Below are 17,843 nucleotides of genomic sequence, written 5' to 3'. Positions count from 1 at the left end.
CGGTTGACTGGAACGATCAGATCGGAAAAGTGAAATATAGCATAGGCTTTAATCTTTACGATGCGAAAACAAAGATTACTAAATACAACAACGAAACAGGACTGTTTGGCAAGGACAAGAACGATAATGAAACATATCGCGTAGGAATGGAACTGGGTGAAATTTGGGGGTATGTGACCGATCGTTTGTACACAGTGGATGATTTCGATGCAGATGGCAAACTGAAACCGGGTATTGCTAAAGTGGAAGGTTATAATCCGAATCCGGGAGATATATTATATAAGGACTTGGATGGTAATGATATTATCAACAGTGGTACCAGTACAACGAAAGATCCGGGAGACCGTAAAATCATTGGTAATAATACCCGGCGTTATCAGTATGGTATTCATGGTAGTGCAAGTTGGAACGGTTTTTCTCTGTTATTCTTGCTGCAAGGAGTTGGTAAACGAGATTTGTGGGTGATGAACGATCTGTTTTATCCGCATTATGATGCTTGGACTACCGTTTATGATTCACAGTTGAATTATTGGACTCCGGAAAATACGAATAGTTATTTCCCCCGTATTTATGAGAAAGCGGCCGGAAATACAGATGCCAATACACGTGTACAAACTCGTTATCTACAGGATGGATCGTATTTAAGTATTCGTAATATAACGCTTTCTTATAATTTTCCGTCTAAGTGGATGAGTAAGATTGGAGTTAATAATTTGGCTGTGTTCTTCAGTGGTGAGAATCTTTATACGTTCGACCACTTGCCGAAAGGACTTGATCCGGAACGTTCTGTCACGGATGATTTAGGACAACGTGGTTTTACCTATCCGTATATGAGACAGTATTCGTTCGGTATAAACCTTTCATTCTGATTGTTTCACAACTTAAAGAGTAATTATTATGAATAAATATATACTATGTGTAAGCGTTAGTCTTTGTTTGTTGATGTCGTCTTGTCTAAATGACGAATTTCTGGAGGTTTATCCCAAAGGACAGCAAACAGAAGCATCGGTCTTTACTACCTATGACAACTTTAAAACGTATACATGGGGATTGTATAACGTGTTCTTCGGATATACGTATGATACAGGGCAAACGGATGAAATTTTCCGTGGTGATTTTGAATCGGATAACATGATAAAAGGATTGGATGGATATGAAGGTCAGTGGGCATATCGCAAAGCAAAGGCTACGGATGAGTCTAAAGATTGGGATTATGATTATATCCGTCGTGTTAACCTGATGCTCGATAATATTGATCATTCGGAAATGAGTGAAACCGAGAGGGAGCATTGGAGAAGTGTGGGATATTTCTTCCGTTCTTATAAATACTTTCAGATGCTTTCTAAATTTGGTGATATTCCTTGGGTAGAGCATGCTTTGACTGAGGAAAGTCCCGAGCTTTATGGAAAACGTGATAGTCGTGACTTGGTGGCTTCCAATATTCTGTCTAATTTGAAATATGCGGAAACACATATTGGCAGTAATATCGAAGCGGATGGGAAAAATACAATTAATATGTATGTGGTGAAAGCTCTTATTTCCCGTTTTGCTTTATTTGAAGGAACTTGGAGAAAATATCATGGTTTGTCGGGAGCGGATACTTATCTGGAAGAATGTGCCCGTGCTTCTGAAGAGGTGATTAAGCAATATCCGAATGTGCATCCTAAATATGATGAGTTGTTTAATTCGGAAACACTGGATGGGGTGACAGGTATTCTTTTGTATAAGGCTTATGAAACCGGACAGTTAATGCATGGTTTGACCCGTATGGTGCGTACAGGTGAATCTTATATTGAGGCAACGAAAGACGCGGTAGACAGTTATCTTTGTACGGATGGACGACCGGTTAGCACGACGACTAGCCGTTATGGGGGTGATAAGAATATGTATGGACAATTCCGTGATCGTGATTACCGGTTGTATTTGACGATCTGTCCTCCATATATGGTGAAGAAAGAAAACGGACCCAGTACGGCTGATTGGAAATATACGGATAATGCACAGGACAGGGAATTTATAGATTTAATGGCTACGATTTCCGGTGAAACTTATCATCGTTTGCCGTCTTCCAACTTTAAAGGATTCACCGTGCAAGGACAACCTCACTTTAAGAATATGAACTGGGGACAGGGCTGGAACGCTTCCCAAATGGGCTTCTGGGTATGGAAATATTATAATACACATACTGTAGCTACCAACGCGAATGGGGTGAATACAACAGATGCCCCACTGTTCCGTATAGGTGAGGTGATGGTAAACTATGCCGAAGCGATGTGCGAATTGAACAAGTTCGACCAGGCTGCTGCGGATAAGTCTATTAACAAACTTCGGGCAAGAGCTAATGTGGCGAAAATGGTGGTGAATGATATTAATGATGCTTTTGATCCGAAGCGTGATCCTTCCGTTCCTGCTCTTTTGTGGGAAGTGCGTAGAGAGAGACGAGTTGAATTGATGGGCGAAGGTTTCCGTTTGGATGATTTGCGCAGGTGGAAGAAAGGAGACTATGTTAACAAACAACCGCTGGGTGCCTATGTGACAGGGGCTTCGGCCAAGAATTTGAAAGTAACGGGTGGTGCAGGTGCTGATGAAGGATATGTTTATTTCTTTGATACCCCGCTTGGATGGCAGGAACATTATTATCTGTATCCGTTGCCTTTGAAGCAATTGGCGTTAAATACGAATTTGGAACAAAATCCGGTATGGACAAAGTAATTTTAAATTGAAATGATGCACAAGACCTGTAATATTTTAGTATATTGCAGGTCTTGAAAATTTAAGGTAGAAAATGAAAAATAGAATATCAATAAAATATGCGTTTTTTTGTGGAACAGCTTGCTGCATCTCATCTATACTACGTGCACAACAGGATGCATCCCAAATGAATGTGCTTTTTATAATGGCTGATGATATGCGCCCCGAACTGGGGTGTTACGGGGTAGATGTAGTGAAAACTCCTAATATGGACCGTTTGGCGGCAAGTGGCGTCTTGTTTCAGAATGCGTATTGTAATATTCCTGTGAGTGGGGCATCCCGGGCTAGTTTATTGACGGGTGTATATCCTCATTACCCCGATCGCTTTATTAGTTTTTCCGCCTATGCCAGCAAAGATTGTCCCGAAGCAATACCTATTTCGGGATGGTTCACCCGGAATGGTTATCATACTATTTCGGACGGCAAGGTGTTTCATCATATCAGCGATCATGCGGATTCGTGGAGTGAGCCTCCTTACCGGAATCATCCGAATGGATATGATGTATATTGGGCGGAATATAATAAATGGGAACTTTGGATGAATTCGGAATCGGGAAAAACGATTAATCCGAAAACGATGAGGGGACCTTTTTGTGAATCTGCTGATGTTCCTGATACTGCCTATGATGATGGGAAACTTGCAAACCGAGCTATTCGTGACTTGAAAAGGATGAAGGAGGCTGGCAAACCTTTCTTCTTGGCTTGTGGTTTCTGGAAACCTCATTTGCCGTTCAATGCCCCAAAGAAATATTGGGATTTATATAAACGGGAGGAAATACCTTTGGCTACCAATCGTTTCCGACCTGAAGGATTGCCGGAGCAGGTTCGTAATTCGAGCGAGATATATGCGTATGCACGGGTTGCGGATACGAGTGATATTGACTTCCAGCGGGAGGTAAAACATGGATATTATGCTTGTATGAGTTATGTGGATGCACAGATTGGCAAGGTATTGGATGCATTGGATGAACTGGGATTATCGGATAATACAATTGTGGTTTTGTTGGGAGATCATGGCTGGAATCTGGGAGAACATGATTTTATAGGTAAACATAATCTGATGAATACTTCTACTCATGTACCGTTGATTGTCCGTGTGCCGGGAATGAAAAAAGGAAAAACAAAATCGATGGTGGAATTTGTTGATTTGTACCCGACTTTATGTGAACTTTGTAAACTGCCTGTTCCCGCTGAACAGCTAAGCGGGCAAAGCTTTGCCGGGGTTTTCAAGAATCTGAAAGCTAAGACGAAAGGTGAAGTCTATATTCAGTGGGAAGGAGGAGATAATGCCGTTGACCGGCGTTATAGTTATGCGGAATGGATGAAAGGCGACGTGAAGAAAGCCAGTATGTTGTTTGACCATCGGATTGACGGGAAGGAAAACAAGAATCGGGTCGATGAAAAAAAAATATAAGAATAAGGTTGAATCATTATCTTCTTTTATCAGAATAAAGAAGTCATCATTAAAGAAATAATATGAAAACAGTTTTATTACAGTCCAGCCGTTTGGTATCGGTTGTTTTATTCATGTTTTACGGAATGTCGATGTTTGCCCAGCGACAGGATATCTTGCTAAATAATGATTGGAATTTCCGGTTTTCGCATCAGGTACAGAAGGGAACAGAGGTAAGAGTTGATTTGCCTCATACTTGGAATGCGCAGGATGCTTTGTCCGGTAAGATAGACTATAAACGGGGAATTGGTAATTATGAGAAGAATTTATTTATTCGTCCCGAATGGAAAGGAAAACGTCTTTTTATTCGTTTCGAAGGAGTGAATAACATTGCAGATGTGTTTATAAATCGTCGTCATATAGGTGAGCATCGTGGGGGATATGGAGCTTTTATCTTTGAGATCACAGGAAAGGTGGAATATGGAAAAGAAAACTCTATATTAGTACGGGTGAATAATGGTGAACAGTTGGATATTATGCCTCTGGTCGGTGACTTTAATTTTTACGGAGGTATTTATCGTGATGTACATTTGTTGATTACTGATGAGACGTGTATTTCTCCTTTGGATTATGCTTCCCCCGGAGTACGTCTGATACAGGATAGTGTGAGCCATCGGTATGCTAAGGTGCGGGCTATTGTTGATTTATCAAACGGGAGTAGTGGTAATCAGGAAGTGGAGCTTAACGTACGCCTGTTAGATGGTCAAAGGGTGGTGAAAGAAGGAACAAAGAATGTGAATCTTTCTGGAAACGAAGTAATGCAGCAGGAACTTACATTTGAAATCGATCAGCCTCATTTGTGGAATGGTCGTCAGGATCCTTTCCTTTATCAGGCGGAAGTGACTCTTTTCCGGAATGGTCAGATGGTAGATCGTGTTACACAACCGTTAGGACTTCGTTTTTACCGGATCGACCCTGATAAAGGTTTTTTCCTGAATGGAAAACATTTGCCTCTTCAAGGCGTTTGCCGTCATCAGGATAGGAGTGAGGTGGGCAATGCGCTGCGCCCGCAACACCATGAGGAAGATGTGGCATTGATGTTGGAGATGGGAGTGAATGCTGTTCGTTTGGCGCATTATCCGCAGGCTACTTATTTTTATGATCTGATGGATAAGAATGGTATTATTGTATGGGCTGAAATACCTTTTGTGGGTCCTGGTGGATATAATGATAAAGGTTTTGTGGATTTACCTGCTTTCCGTGCCAACGGAAAAGAGCAGCTCAAAGAACTGATTCGTCAACATTATAATCATCTTTCTATTTGTGTATGGGGGCTGTTTAATGAGTTGACGGAGTTGGGAGATAATCCGGTTGAGTACATCAAAGAATTAAATGTGCTGGCACATCAGGAAGATACTACCCGGCCTACGACCTCCGCAAGTAATCAAATGGGAGATTTGAATTTCATAACGGATGCTATTGCTTGGAACCGTTATGATGGATGGTATGGTGGCACTCCCGCTGATTTGGGGAAATGGTTGGATCGAATGCATAAGGATCATCCGGAAATATGTATTGCTATCAGTGAATATGGTGCCGGCGCAAGTATTTACCATCAACAAGATTCGTTGGTTAAAACTGTACCAACCAGTTGGTGGCATCCTGAAAACTGGCAGACGTATTATCACATTGAAAACTGGAAAACAATCTCTTCCCGTCCTTATGTATGGGGGAGCTTTGTCTGGAATATGTTTGATTTTGGCGCTGCACATCGCACTGAAGGAGACCGTCCCGGAATTAATGATAAAGGTTTGGTTACCTTCGACCGGAAAGTTCGTAAAGATGCTTTCTACTTCTATAAGGCCAACTGGAATAGGGAAGAACCAATGCTTTATTTAACAGGCAAACGTAACACAGTACGTACACAACGTTTGCAAACAATTACTGCTTTCACGAATCTGTCAGGAGCCGAATTGTTTGTAAACGGTAAGAGTTATGGTAAAGCAATACCGGATTCGTATGCTATTCTGGAATGGAAAAATGTGGAACTAGAACCTGGTGAAAATGAAATAAAGGTTGTTTCCACTAATAAGAAGTTACCTTTGAGCGATAGTTTTCATTGTAGATTGTGATAGGTAGTTTAAATGATAATCGGAAAGAGCACTGTAAACAAAGTAGGTTTGCAGTGCTTTTTTTCTAGGGGTTTCTCTTTTGGGAGATAATAATCCTTCCTGAATCTATAACAGCGGATAATGATACTCCAACAGTATAACAGATCATATCTGACCATAGAAAACCATGTCCAAAGATTAATGCTCCAAGTGTGGTGTTTCGTACAGTATTTGCCCAGTCTGCTTGGTATAGTTGGCTAATTTCTATACAATAAGAAAATAATAAGGAAATAACAATGGTCTTGAGTATAGATAATGACGGGAAAAGAAAGCGTATTCCACAATACACCATGGCTGCCCAAAGCGTATCGCCTGAATACTCTGCGATAAATTCGGGCAATATATCACCATGTTTTCGGGAAGCCAATCCTAACACTATAATTGCGGAAATAATTGCTAAATAAATCCAACGTTTGTTTTTCACGCAGTAATGTTTTAGTATGGTGCAAATTTATAAAATTAAGTTGGATAACTTGGCAGGATGGATCAAACTCTGATAAAAACAGATTTTATTTACATACTAAACTTTTCGTTCTTTTGAAATGTTATAAGGTCGTTCGAGCTTTATCTCGATAAATGTGTTCATAACCAACCGATTTACGCAATTGTTGTGGAAACGGCTGCAGTTGGTCACTTAAAAAGTTAGTAATTAAAATAATAGAGTTATGAAGAATCTTTTTCGACCGTTGTTAGTACTGACAGGATGTATAGTATTGGCGAGTTGTGTAAGTCAGAAGCAATTTAAAGGTTTAAAAACTGATTATACAAAGTTGCAAAAAGAATATCAGGAAAGTCAATTGCAGCTAAGAGAAAATCAGGCACGTTCAACAAGTCTTGAGGAGAGACTTGCCGAAGCGCAGCGGAATAATAGTGAGTTACGCAAGAGCTTGTCCGATATGCAAAGCATCTTGAATAAGAGTCTTACACAGAGCTCTCAAGGGAATATGAATATGGGTAAGTTAATAGATGAGATCAATGCTTCAAACCGTTTCATCCAGCATTTGGTTAAAGAAAAGAATAGATCAGACTCTTTGAATCTCGTAATGGTCAATAAACTTACCCGTTCGCTTACCCGTGAAGAGATGCGTGACTTGGATATTAAGGTATTGAAAGGTGTTGTATATATTTCCTTAGCAGATAACATGCTTTATAAATCAGGAAGTTATGAAATTAGCAATAAAGCAGAGGCTGTGCTTAGTAAAATAGCCAAAATCATTCAGGACTACAAAGATTATGATGTTCTGGTAGAAGGAAATACAGATACCGATCCGATATCTCGTACGAATATACGTAATAATTGGGATTTGAGTGCGTTGCGTGCTTCATCTGTTGTTCAGGCATTACAGAATATTTATGGTATAAATCCCAAACGCCTGACTGCTGCCGGTCGAGGTGAATTTAATCCGGTAGCCGGTAATGATACGGCAGAAGGAAAAGCTCGTAACCGCCGGACCGAGATTATTATAACTCCTAAACTGGATCAGTTTATGGATTTGATAGATCAGGCTCCTGATAATTCTTCATCAGGTATAGTGGGGGATGAGAATACAAAAGAGTAAAGGAAATATTTCCATCTAGGGCTAATAATAAAGCGATGAATTTGAATTCATCGCTTTATTATTAGCAATTTGAAACAGATACAGTAAAGTGTTAGAGGTATCTATATTTTATTTTCAGAGCTTGAGAAATTGCTCTATTTTATAGAGAGTCCGATTTGAAATGAGTATTGCTGATTTTAAATGTTTTCGGCAGATGGACCTATTTTGAAAATTCAAACTCATATGGATAAGGAGTTTGATTCCATGAAACCCATTCTATCTTTCCATAATTATGCAAATCACATGGGAAAACTACAGAATAGTCCCATGGATTATATCGATATGGTATGTCAACATATTGACAAGCATATTTATTTGAATATAGCCAATGATATCCTGTTTTAGAGTCGCTATATATTGCTACCATAAAATATTTACCAATCTTTACTTTAGCGGAAGTATATGTTTCCTTTATTGACGAGGCAAATATATAGTACAAAGGAACACACAAAACCACGTATTAGCAAATTTTACGCCAACAAATTGAGCTTAGAACTGTATTTTCAGGAATTATTCCTTTTTCATTTTCAGAACCTTCTCCAAATTATCAAAGGAATATTTCATATATACTTTATAATTTAATGCACCAAGTTAAAATGAATTTTATGTGAAAAAGAATCTCTCCCTTCTTTTTTTGAGTGGCTATTTTACATTAATCAGCAGTATACTTATGTCATAAGATAGTTCTGTTTTGATGTAAGAACGATCTTTTTTGTGAAATACAGATTAGAATAGGGAGTCTATGTAGATTGTTTTTTTTAATTCAGAAATGAACTTTTTTAGAAAAGCAAAACGCTAATTATCTGTTGATAATCAGCGTTTTATTTAAGTGATTCCGAAGCGATTCGAACGCTTGACCCACGCCTTAGAAGGGCGTTGCTCTATCCAGCTGAGCTACGGAACCAGCCTTATTTGCGGATGCAAAGGTAGTGCTTTTTATGAAAACTCAAAAACTTTCTGGCATTTTTTTATTCATATATTTCTTTGTGACTATGAATCAGTAGTTTATAATAGAGGTGGCATTTTGTTTATTTATATGGTTTGGGAAGAATGAATAGAAAAACGCCATTTTTACGAAGAATAACGAACGTTATATAGGTTTCAAAAAGCTCAAAAAAATAAAATAGGGTTGTGTTTTTCTATTATAACTTTTACTTTTGAACGATAAACAACTAAAAAACACATAAAGTTATGAAGAAATTGATTTTTTTATTTGCATTTTGTATTGTAGTGACTAATGTTTTTGCACAAACCGCCCCAGAGCAATTGAAAAAAGAAGGAAATGATGCATTTAATGCTAAAAATTATCCAGTAGCGTATGCGAAGTTCAGCGAATATCTGAAACAGACTAATAATCAGGATTCTGCAACAGCTTACTATTGTGGTATAGCAGCAGACGAAGTGAAAAAGTATGCGGAAGCCGTGACCTTTTTCGATATTGCTATTCAGAAAAAATTTAATATAGGAAATGCGTATGCTCGTAAAGCTTTGGCTTTAGATGCACAAAAGAAGACTGCTGAATATGTAGCTACATTAGAAGAAGGGCTGAAAGTCGATCCTAAGAATAAGACAATGGTGAAGAATTATGGTCTTCATTATCTAAAAGCAGGACTTGCAGCACAGAAAGCAGGAAAAGCAGAAGAAGCTGAAGATTGTTTTAAGAAAGTAATTCCTTTGGATCACAAGCAATATAAAACAAATGCATTGTACAGTTTAGGAGTTCTGTGCTATAATGATGGCGCTAATATCCTGAAGAAAGCTGCTCCTTTGGCAAATTCTGATGCAGATAAATATGCTGCAGAAAAAGAAAAAGCTGATGGTAGATTTAAAGAAGCATTAGACTATCTGGAAGAAGCTGCTAAGATCTCTCCGGAAAATGAAAATGTGAAGAAGATGCTTCCTCAAGTGAAAGCTGTTATGAAGTAATTTGACCAATTTTATAAATGATAAAGGGTTGCCGATATGACACATCGGGCAACCCTTTTTTATTGCTATCTTTTTCTAATCTATACTTTTTGCGTACATTTGCCTTCCCTAAACGTAGAAGTATTTTATGCACTTATATAATAAGGAACAGGCTATCAAACGAATGAATCAGTTTGGACAACTCCATCGTCCTTTCATTTTCATTATAAATTATCTACAAGATGTATCTTATATAGAGGAGGTCACTGCTGTTGATTCTACTGAAGTTTTATATAATCTGAATGGATTTACCAATCAGATCATATCAGCAGAAGATAATATAGCCACTTACTCTGCAAAAACAATGCCTTCACTACATTGGCAGCCTTTCGCAGAATCTTTCTCTTCCTATCAACGCTCGTTTAATATTGTGCGACAGAACATCCTGGCAGGAAATAGCTTCCTTACTAATTTGACGTGTCGCACTCCGGTAGAAACCAATCTCACTCTGAATGATATTTATTTTCATTCAAAAGCGATTTATAAGCTATGGATTAAAGACCGTTTTACGGTTTTCTCTCCTGAAATATTTGTTAGAATTCATCAGGGAAAAATTAGCTCATATCCGATGAAGGGAACCATTGATGCTTCAATTCCCTTTGCTGCTCAATTATTGATGAATGATCCAAAAGAGACTGCCGAACATGCTACCATTGTAGATCTGATTCGTAATGATTTAAGTATGGTTGCCAACCGAGTGTCAGTTTCCCGGTATCGGTATATGGATAGGTTACAGACTAATCGGGGAGCTATTTTTCAGACGAGTTCTGAAATTCAGGGTATATTGCCTGAAAATTATCAGGAGCATTTGGGAGATATTATTTTCAGATTACTGCCAGCCGGTTCTATTACCGGTGCTCCAAAGAAAAAGACGATGCAGATTATCCAGGAAGCTGAAACCTACGACAGAGGATTTTATACAGGAGTTATGGGATATTCTGATGGCATTGATTTAGATAGTGCCGTTATGATACGTTTTGTAGAACAGGAAGGAGAGAAGATGTATTTTAAAAGTGGAGGTGGGATTACCTGCCAGAGTGATGTGGAAAGCGAGTATAATGAAATGAAACAAAAAGTATATGTACCCATTTATTGAGACTATCCGGATAGAGGATGGACAGATTTATAATCTTGATTATCACACAGAGCGCTTTAATGAAACCCGTGCAGCTTTTTGGAAAGACAGCACTCCGCTGGATTTACGGGAATTTATATCTCCGCCAACTTTAAATGGAATTCATAAATGCCGGATTGTATATGGAAAAGAAGTGGAAGAAGTTACGTATGCGCCCTATCAGATGCGACAGGTATCTTCTTTGCATTTGGTTGTGTCCGATACCATTGATTATACTTATAAAAGTGCGCATCGGGAAGAACTGAATGCCTTGTACGCTCAAAAAGGAATGGCGGATGATATTTTAATTGTGAGAAATGGCTATCTGACAGATACCTCTATAGCTAATGTTGCTCTCTATGACGGAGATACCTGGTTCACACCAGCTCATCCGTTACTCCGGGGGACGAAACGAAGCGAATTTCTGGACAGGCAGCTCATTGTTGAGAAAGACATTCCGCAAATATGTTTGAAAGACTATTCCCATATCATGTTATTCAATGCAATGATTGACTGGAAACACATTATATTGCCTATAAATGAGAAACATTTAATTCTATAAACTATAATTAACTGAAATATACAGAGAACTGCTGAACAAAAGTCTCTTTTGTACTGTTATATTTATGTGTTTTTCATAGTATTAGATATAAGATTAATTAAAGAGATTGTACTTCACTTGTGAAAGCTAAAGTACGTCAGAGACAGAAGAGTCTGTTTTTTTGATAAATGTGTTAGAGCATCGGTTTTACCAGGCCGATGCTTTTTTTTATGTCCTTTTACCCCCTTTTGTAGTTTATATGAAATAAAATTTGTACGTTTGTAGAGTAATAATAGAAAATGATAAAGATGAACATACCCGTTATCTTTCAGTTTTTAAAAGATCTTTCCGCGAATAATAATCGTGAGTGGTTTAATGAGCATAAGGCAGAATATGAAACAGCCCGTGCCGAGTTCGACAACTTTTTGGCAACAGTGATCGCCCGTATTTCCCTGTTTGATGAAACTATCCGGGGGATTCAGCCCAAAGACTGTACTTATCGTATTTACCGGGATACCCGCTTCTCTGCGGATAAAACACCTTATAAAATACATTTCGGAGGTTATATCAATGCCAAAGGAAAGAAGTCCGATCATTGTGGATATTATGTACACTTGCAGCCGGATGGTTCTATGCTTGCCGGAGGAAGCCTGTGTCTGCCTACCAATATCCTGAAAGCAGTGCGACAATCTATCTATGATAATATCGAAGAGTTTGTTGCGATCGTAGAAGATCCGGAGTTTAAGAAATACTTCCCGGTGATAGGAGAGGATTTTCTGAAAACAGCTCCGAAAGGTTTTCCGAAAGATTTCAAGTACATTGATTATTTGAAATGTAAAGAATATGTTTGCTCTTATAATGTTCCAGATGACTTCTTTACCCGACCGGATATGTTGGAACAGATAGACAAAGTGTTCCGGCAATTCAAACGGTTTGCCGATTTTATAAATTATACGATTGATGATTTTGAATAAATAATGCCTAGAATATAAACTTTAAAATTTAACTTATATGGTAGTAGATACTTTAGAAAATCTGGAGAAATATGCGTCTTTAAACCCTCTGTTTGCACAGGCTATTGAATTCTTGAAGTCTCATGACCTCCAAGCCATGGAAGTTGGTAAGACAGAACTGAAAGGAAAAGATCTGTTGGTGAATATTGCACAAACCAAACCTAAAACAAAAGAGGAAGCCAAACTGGAAACTCATAACGAATTTATTGATATTCAAATCCCATTGTCGGGAACAGAAATAATGGGGTATACTGCTGCTAAAGACTGTGTTCCGGCAGATGCACCTTACAACGAGGAAAAAGATATTACTTTCTTCGAAGGATTAGCAGAAACATACGTTGCCGTAAAACCGGGAATGTTTGCTATCTTTTTCCCGCAAGACGGTCATGCTCCCGGTATCACTCCAGATGGTGTGAAGAAAGTAATCGTAAAAGTAAAAGCATAATCCTAATTCAATTCTGATATGGAAAAGACACTTAATCTCGTAAAAAACGATCCCTGGCTGGAGCCTTTTGCCGGTGCTATCACCGGACGCCATCAGCATGTATTAGACAAAGAAGCTGAATTGACGAATAAGGGAAAACAAACCCTTTCAGATTTTGCATCGGGGTATCTTTATTTTGGATTGCATCGCACCGATAAGGGGTGGACTTTCCGTGAATGGGCTCCTAATGCTACTCATATTTATATGGTGGGTACATTTAATAATTGGGAGGAAAAAGCTGCCTACAAGCTGAAAAAACAAAAGAATGGCATTTGGGAAATCAACCTGCCGGCGGATGCCATTCATCATGGCGATCTCTACAAACTGAATGTATATTGGGAATGCGGACAAGGCGAACGTATTCCTGCGTGGGCTACACGTGTGGTACAGGATGAACAGACCAAAATATTCAGTGCACAAGTCTGGGCTCCGGAGAACCCCTATAAATTCAAGAAGAAAACATTTAAGCCCGACACGAATCCGCTGTTGATTTATGAATGTCATATCGGAATGGCACAGCAGGAGGAAAAAGTGGGCACATATAACGAATTCCGCGAGAAAATACTTCCTCGTATTGCTGAAGAAGGATATAATTGTATCCAGATTATGGCTATTCAGGAACATCCATATTATGGAAGCTTCGGCTATCATGTATCCAGTTTCTTTGCTGCCTCTTCGCGTTTTGGTACCCCCGATGAACTAAAAGCATTGATTGATGCTGCTCATGAGATGGGTATTGCTGTGATTATGGACATCGTTCATTCACATGCAGTGAAGAATGAAGTAGAAGGACTAGGAAACTTTGCCGGTGATCCGAATCAGTATTTTTATCCGGGCGCTCGTCGCGAACATCCGGCTTGGGACTCTCTCTGCTTTGATTATGGCAAGAATGAAGTGATCCACTTCCTGTTGTCAAACTGCAAGTACTGGCTGGAAGAATATAAATTTGACGGATTCCGTTTTGATGGAGTGACTTCTATGTTATATTACAGCCATGGACTGGGTGAAGCTTTCTGTAACTACGGAGATTATTTCAACGGTCATCAGGATGATAATGCGATTTGTTACCTGACACTGGCTAATGAAGTGATTCATCAGGTAAATCCGAAGGCGATAACCATTGCCGAAGAAGTTTCCGGTATGCCGGGACTGGCTGCCAAAGTAGAAGATGGCGGTTACGGCTTCGATTATCGTATGGCCATGAATATTCCGGACTACTGGATCAAGACAATCAAAGAAAAGATCGATGAAGACTGGAAGCCTTCCAGCATGTTCTGGGAAGTAACCAACCGTCGCCAGGATGAAAAGACCATTTCGTATGCAGAAAGTCATGACCAGGCATTAGTAGGAGATAAGACGATTATCTTCCGCCTGATTGATGCCGATATGTACTGGCACATGCAGAAGGGAGACGAAAATTATGTTGTCAACCGTGGTATTGCTTTGCATAAAATGATCCGCCTGTTGACCTCTTCGACTATCAACGGAGGTTATCTGAACTTTATGGGAAATGAATTCGGGCATCCCGAATGGATTGACTTCCCGCGTGAAGGTAACGGATGGTCGTGCAAATATGCCCGCCGCCAATGGGATTTGGTGGACAACAAAAATCTGACCTATCACTATATGGGGGATTTTGATAAAGAAATGCTGAAAGTTCTCAAGAGTGTGAAAGATTTCCAGGCAACACCTGTTCAGGAAATATGGCATAATGATGGCGATCAGGTATTGGCATACGAACGGAAAGACCTTATATTTGTCTTTAACTTTAATCCAAAGCAGTCATTCACTGATTATGGATTCCTGGTAACTCCGGGAGCTTATGAAGTGATACTGAACACCGACGATGTAGCATTTGGAGGAAATGGTTTAGCAGACGACTCTGTCGTGCACTTCACTATTACCGATCCGCTGTACAAGAAGGAAAAGAAAGAGTGGCTGAAACTCTATATTCCTGCCCGTACCGCTGTAGTACTTAGAAAGAAAAAATAATTTTATCTTTAAATCAAGAAGCCCCCGCAAATATTATTGAATATCTGCGGGGGCTTTCTCGTTTATTACCCTATTATATAATTCAGTTCCTAGTTTTCCAGAAAGGTACTTGGCCCGAGAATATCATACATATCACTAACGTTGCGCGTTTTGAGCAATACCCCTTGTGGAGTATAGAATAACTGATATTTGATGTCGACATTATCTTGCCCTACCTTAATTACTATAATAGCCTGCCATTTGGGAAACTCCACCATTGTCACATTATCTACCACCCAATTTGCGTATGGGCCGGATACAAAGGCATTATAGACTGTTGGGGTCAGCCGGTCGAGACTGACAAGATCAGTCTGCGTCATCACCCATTGTCCCCGAACGTTGAACCATACATTTTTAGTAAATCCGTTCATTGCAAAGTTGGCACAATAATATCCGTCGTCTTGTGACCAGGCGACGCCATTTGCTTTAGGATACATTTTCTTGAAAGTCGACTGTACATTGCCGGGAGGGGTATCTCCAAAGACAGATGTAGATAATAGCAGAAACAATGCGATTGCACAAATCATAAATTTCTTCATAAGCTTTGAGTTTAGAGGATTATTTATCTACCTAAACAGCCTTTGAGAATATTTGTTTGAGTGATGTGCATAAAATAATCCCCCGGTCATTCATAAGTGACCGAGGGATGAAGAGTATACAGATCTTAGTCTTTTTATTTAAAAAGTAATCTTTAAAATCTTTCCGTTATAGCCTCCTACCGAAACATCCGTGGGCTTATAAGGTAATAGACTGATTTCTTCTTTAGCGCCCGTCATCAAATCAGTGGCCTGATAAGATTCCATTTGAGGAATCTGTAAAAAGTCGAAAGCATGTGAAGGCACATTGATAGCAACATCTACCAGTTGACTGTCGAAATTAATAATGAAAAACAGAATCTCATTTTTATATTTTCGCATAAAAGTATATTGTTTATGCTCATTGAAACGCCATCCGTTTATATTGGCATACATTAAATCAAAGAATACTCCCTTGCTGATTGCCTGCTCTTCATTACAAATCGTCAGTACTTTTTGGTAGATAGAGTAGAGGTGTTTATGCTCTTCAGTAAGCATCTTCCCGTCAAATTTACCTCCGTTGCGCCAGCGTCGTATGCTGTCTACACTCCAATAATCGAATATAGTAGTCCGTCCGTCCCTTCCGCTAAATCCTTCACTATCCATGCCCAGTTCTCCAAACTCCTGACCGAAGTAGATCATCATAGGATTAGTGTTCATACAGGCGGAAACGATCAGTGCGGGAATTCCTTTACGCGGGTTGCCGGCAAAGAAATCAGAAGCGATACGTTGCTCGTCGTGATTCTCCAGGAAGTTGAGCATCTTTTTCTCTATTCCATTCAGACTTTGCCAGCAATGAGTGATAGCGGATGCAGATTCATATCCACAAGCTACATTGCGTAACGTGTCATACAGCCCTACCTTATCATACAGGTAATCAAACTTGCCGCGGAACAGATAGTTACGGTATTCACCTGGATTGTAAACCTCTGCGATGAAAAGTATTTCAGGATAAGCCTCTTTTACTTGAGGAATAGCCCATTCCCAGAATTCAACAGGAACCATTTCGGCCATGTCGCAGCGGAAACCGTCAATGTCTTTTGATGCCCAGAAAAGAAGAATGTCCAGCATCTTTATCCAAGTATCCGGAGTCGGGGAGAAGTGGCAGGTACCGCCATTCTGATAATCCACTCCATAGTTTAATTTCACTGTTTCATACCAGTCGGTGATATTGGGAGTAGCATCAAAACGATTGTTACCGGTAGCTTTCGCCGGGAATTCCCGGTAAGGCTCTGCTGCACCGTCTTTCATATCAAACTGGGCATGAAGTTCCGCTTGCGGAATATAATAGAAATTATTATATGGGCTGAAAGATTGGCTGGAGTCATCGTTAGCTCCCAATTCGGTCGTACCGTCCGGTTGTGCATCCGAGTGATATTGGCGTGCTACGTGATTAGGTACAAAATCAATAATTACTTTCAGACCTGTGCGATGTGTGCGATGTACCAGATTCTCAAATTCTTTCATACGTCCTTGCACGTCGTTAGCCAAGTCAGGATCTACATCATAATAATCCTTGATAGCATACGGAGAACCAGCTTTTCCTTTCACAATAGCAGGATGATCCGGACTGATATTATAACGGCGATAGTCCGTTTGAGTGGCATGCTCGATGATGCCTGTATACCATATATGTGTAGCACCTAATTTCTTGATTTCACCAAGTGCTTTGAGCGTGAAATCAGCCATTTTCCCGCAACCATTGGTGGCAATGTCTCCATTGTAGACACAGTGGTTGTTGTTATTTCCAAACAGGCGGGTGAATACTTGGTAGATAATTATTTTATTTTCGTCATTCATATAGAGTAGATTATTAATATTCGTATTCATTCTTGTTTCTGATGGATAGGAGATTATTTCCATATTTTCCCCTTTTCTTCCAACAGTTGACTAAGTACTTCGTTAGCTGTATTATAGCCTTGCCCGAAGATTTCTTCAGCTTTTTCCAGTTCGGTGTTACTGTACCCGTATAGGTTGTATGGTTCGATTAATAAATCGCATTTTTCTCTTTCGGGAAAGGTATTGGCGCGGAACATGAAATGGAATGAGCGCATAGCAATGCTTACAATATTCATTTTGTAATCCTGTGCCATGATGGGACTTACGTTGACAGCTACCACTTTATTGCAAACCCTGCGCAGGGTAGAGACCGGAAGATTCATCATCAATCCTCCATCCACATAGTTAGTGCCGTCTATGTTGACCGG

At 39.6% G+C, this 17,843-nt stretch carries 13 protein-coding genes, 1 tRNA gene and 2 pseudogenes; 11 read left to right on the top strand and 5 right to left on the bottom strand.

Annotated features, from left to right (window positions below):
- From BSCG_RS05170 to BSCG_RS05185, 4 genes and pseudogenes are all read left to right on the top strand, one after another.
- Positions 1-869: pseudogene (locus BSCG_RS05170) on the top strand (SusC/RagA family protein); the annotation flags it as partial.
- A 28-nt stretch (positions 870-897) separates the two neighbouring features.
- Entirely contained in the window at positions 898-2,712 is a 1,815-nt protein-coding gene (locus tag BSCG_RS05175) for a RagB/SusD family nutrient uptake outer membrane protein (protein WP_004308905.1), read from the top strand.
- Between the two features lie 73 nt (positions 2,713-2,785).
- Positions 2,786-4,226 (top strand): annotated as a pseudogene (locus tag BSCG_RS05180) (sulfatase).
- Positions 4,227-4,278: 52 nt separating this feature from the next.
- Entirely contained in the window at positions 4,279-6,276 is a 1,998-nt protein-coding gene (locus tag BSCG_RS05185; RefSeq protein WP_371179511.1) for a glycoside hydrolase family 2 protein, read from the top strand.
- 64 nt (positions 6,277-6,340) lie between these two features.
- Here BSCG_RS05185 and BSCG_RS29075 read toward each other — a convergent pair whose 3' ends face one another.
- Positions 6,341-6,739, bottom strand: a complete 399-nt coding sequence (locus tag BSCG_RS29075) for a DUF2809 domain-containing protein (RefSeq protein ID WP_004308909.1) — start codon at positions 6,737-6,739, stop codon at positions 6,341-6,343.
- Between the two features lie 241 nt (positions 6,740-6,980).
- Here BSCG_RS29075 and BSCG_RS05190 point away from each other — a divergent pair, with 241 nt between their 5' ends.
- On the top strand, positions 6,981-7,874 hold the full coding sequence (locus BSCG_RS05190) for a flagellar motor protein MotB (protein ID WP_032849718.1): 894 nt from the start codon (positions 6,981-6,983) through the stop codon (positions 7,872-7,874).
- 869 nt (positions 7,875-8,743) lie between these two features.
- Here the strand turns inward: BSCG_RS05190 and BSCG_RS05195 are convergent.
- Positions 8,744-8,817: transfer RNA gene (locus BSCG_RS05195), tRNA-Arg, on the bottom strand.
- A gap of 287 nt (positions 8,818-9,104) precedes the next feature.
- Between BSCG_RS05195 and BSCG_RS05200 the strand changes: the two genes are divergently transcribed.
- The 6 genes from BSCG_RS05200 (at position 9,105) to BSCG_RS05225 (ending at position 15,022) form a co-directional block, all read left to right on the top strand.
- On the top strand, positions 9,105-9,839 hold the full coding sequence (locus BSCG_RS05200) for a hypothetical protein (RefSeq protein WP_004295839.1): 735 nt from the start codon (positions 9,105-9,107) through the stop codon (positions 9,837-9,839).
- Between the two features lie 127 nt (positions 9,840-9,966).
- Positions 9,967-10,974: an aminodeoxychorismate synthase component I gene (locus BSCG_RS05205; RefSeq protein ID WP_004318213.1), complete on the top strand. Its 1,008-nt coding sequence runs from the start codon at positions 9,967-9,969 to the stop codon at positions 10,972-10,974.
- A complete protein-coding gene (locus tag BSCG_RS05210) occupies positions 10,958-11,554 on the top strand; it encodes an aminotransferase class IV family protein (RefSeq protein WP_004318214.1) in 597 nt (198 codons plus the stop codon). The genes BSCG_RS05205 and BSCG_RS05210 overlap by 17 nt, the downstream gene beginning before the upstream one ends.
- Before the next feature lie 278 nt (positions 11,555-11,832).
- The gene (locus BSCG_RS05215; protein WP_004303345.1) at positions 11,833-12,507 is read left to right on the top strand and encodes a DUF2461 domain-containing protein; all 675 of its coding nucleotides are present in this window, start codon (positions 11,833-11,835) and stop codon (positions 12,505-12,507) included.
- A 37-nt stretch (positions 12,508-12,544) separates the two neighbouring features.
- The gene (locus BSCG_RS05220) at positions 12,545-12,991 is read left to right on the top strand and encodes a YhcH/YjgK/YiaL family protein (RefSeq protein WP_004303343.1); all 447 of its coding nucleotides are present in this window, start codon (positions 12,545-12,547) and stop codon (positions 12,989-12,991) included.
- A gap of 18 nt (positions 12,992-13,009) precedes the next feature.
- Positions 13,010-15,022 (top strand): alpha amylase C-terminal domain-containing protein, encoded by a 2,013-nt coding sequence (locus tag BSCG_RS05225; protein ID WP_004325877.1) that lies wholly within the window; start codon positions 13,010-13,012, stop codon positions 15,020-15,022.
- A gap of 89 nt (positions 15,023-15,111) precedes the next feature.
- On the opposite strand, the gene BSCG_RS05230 is transcribed toward BSCG_RS05225, so the two are convergent.
- The 3 genes from BSCG_RS05230 to BSCG_RS30605 form a co-directional block, all read right to left on the bottom strand.
- Positions 15,112-15,600, bottom strand: coding sequence for a PepSY-like domain-containing protein (locus tag BSCG_RS05230; protein WP_004303340.1), 489 nt, complete (start codon positions 15,598-15,600; stop codon positions 15,112-15,114).
- 138 nt (positions 15,601-15,738) lie between these two features.
- Positions 15,739-17,436 carry an alpha-amylase family protein gene (locus tag BSCG_RS05235; protein ID WP_004318215.1) on the bottom strand — a complete coding sequence of 566 codons (1,698 nt, stop codon included), beginning with the start codon at positions 17,434-17,436 and terminating at the stop codon, positions 15,739-15,741.
- A 53-nt stretch (positions 17,437-17,489) separates the two neighbouring features.
- On the bottom strand, positions 17,490-17,843 hold a 354-nt coding region (locus BSCG_RS30605), incomplete at its 5' end, for a patatin-like phospholipase family protein (protein ID WP_371179510.1).

Source organism: Bacteroides sp. 2_2_4 (genome assembly GCF_000157055.1).
GTDB classification, from domain to species: domain Bacteria; phylum Bacteroidota; class Bacteroidia; order Bacteroidales; family Bacteroidaceae; genus Bacteroides; species Bacteroides ovatus.
This window is presented reverse-complemented; position numbering and strand designations above follow the sequence as displayed.

Coding starts and splice junctions, on each gene's coding strand:
- BSCG_RS05215 (WP_004303345.1), top strand. CDS start 11,833: ATGATAAAGATGAACATACCCGTTATCTTTCAGTTTTTAAAAGATCTT.
- BSCG_RS05185 (WP_371179511.1), top strand. CDS start 4,279: ATGTTTTACGGAATGTCGATGTTTGCCCAGCGACAGGATATCTTGCTA.
- BSCG_RS05200 (WP_004295839.1), top strand. CDS start 9,105: ATGAAGAAATTGATTTTTTTATTTGCATTTTGTATTGTAGTGACTAAT.
- BSCG_RS05190 (WP_032849718.1), top strand. CDS start 6,981: ATGAAGAATCTTTTTCGACCGTTGTTAGTACTGACAGGATGTATAGTA.
- BSCG_RS05175 (WP_004308905.1), top strand. CDS start 898: ATGAATAAATATATACTATGTGTAAGCGTTAGTCTTTGTTTGTTGATG.
- BSCG_RS05230 (WP_004303340.1), bottom strand. CDS start 15,600: ATGAAGAAATTTATGATTTGTGCAATCGCATTGTTTCTGCTATTATCT.
- BSCG_RS05220 (WP_004303343.1), top strand. CDS start 12,545: ATGGTAGTAGATACTTTAGAAAATCTGGAGAAATATGCGTCTTTAAAC.
- BSCG_RS05235 (WP_004318215.1), bottom strand. CDS start 17,436: ATGAATGACGAAAATAAAATAATTATCTACCAAGTATTCACCCGCCTG.
- BSCG_RS05225 (WP_004325877.1), top strand. CDS start 13,010: ATGGAAAAGACACTTAATCTCGTAAAAAACGATCCCTGGCTGGAGCCT.
- BSCG_RS05205 (WP_004318213.1), top strand. CDS start 9,967: ATGCACTTATATAATAAGGAACAGGCTATCAAACGAATGAATCAGTTT.
- BSCG_RS05210 (WP_004318214.1), top strand. CDS start 10,958: ATGTACCCATTTATTGAGACTATCCGGATAGAGGATGGACAGATTTAT.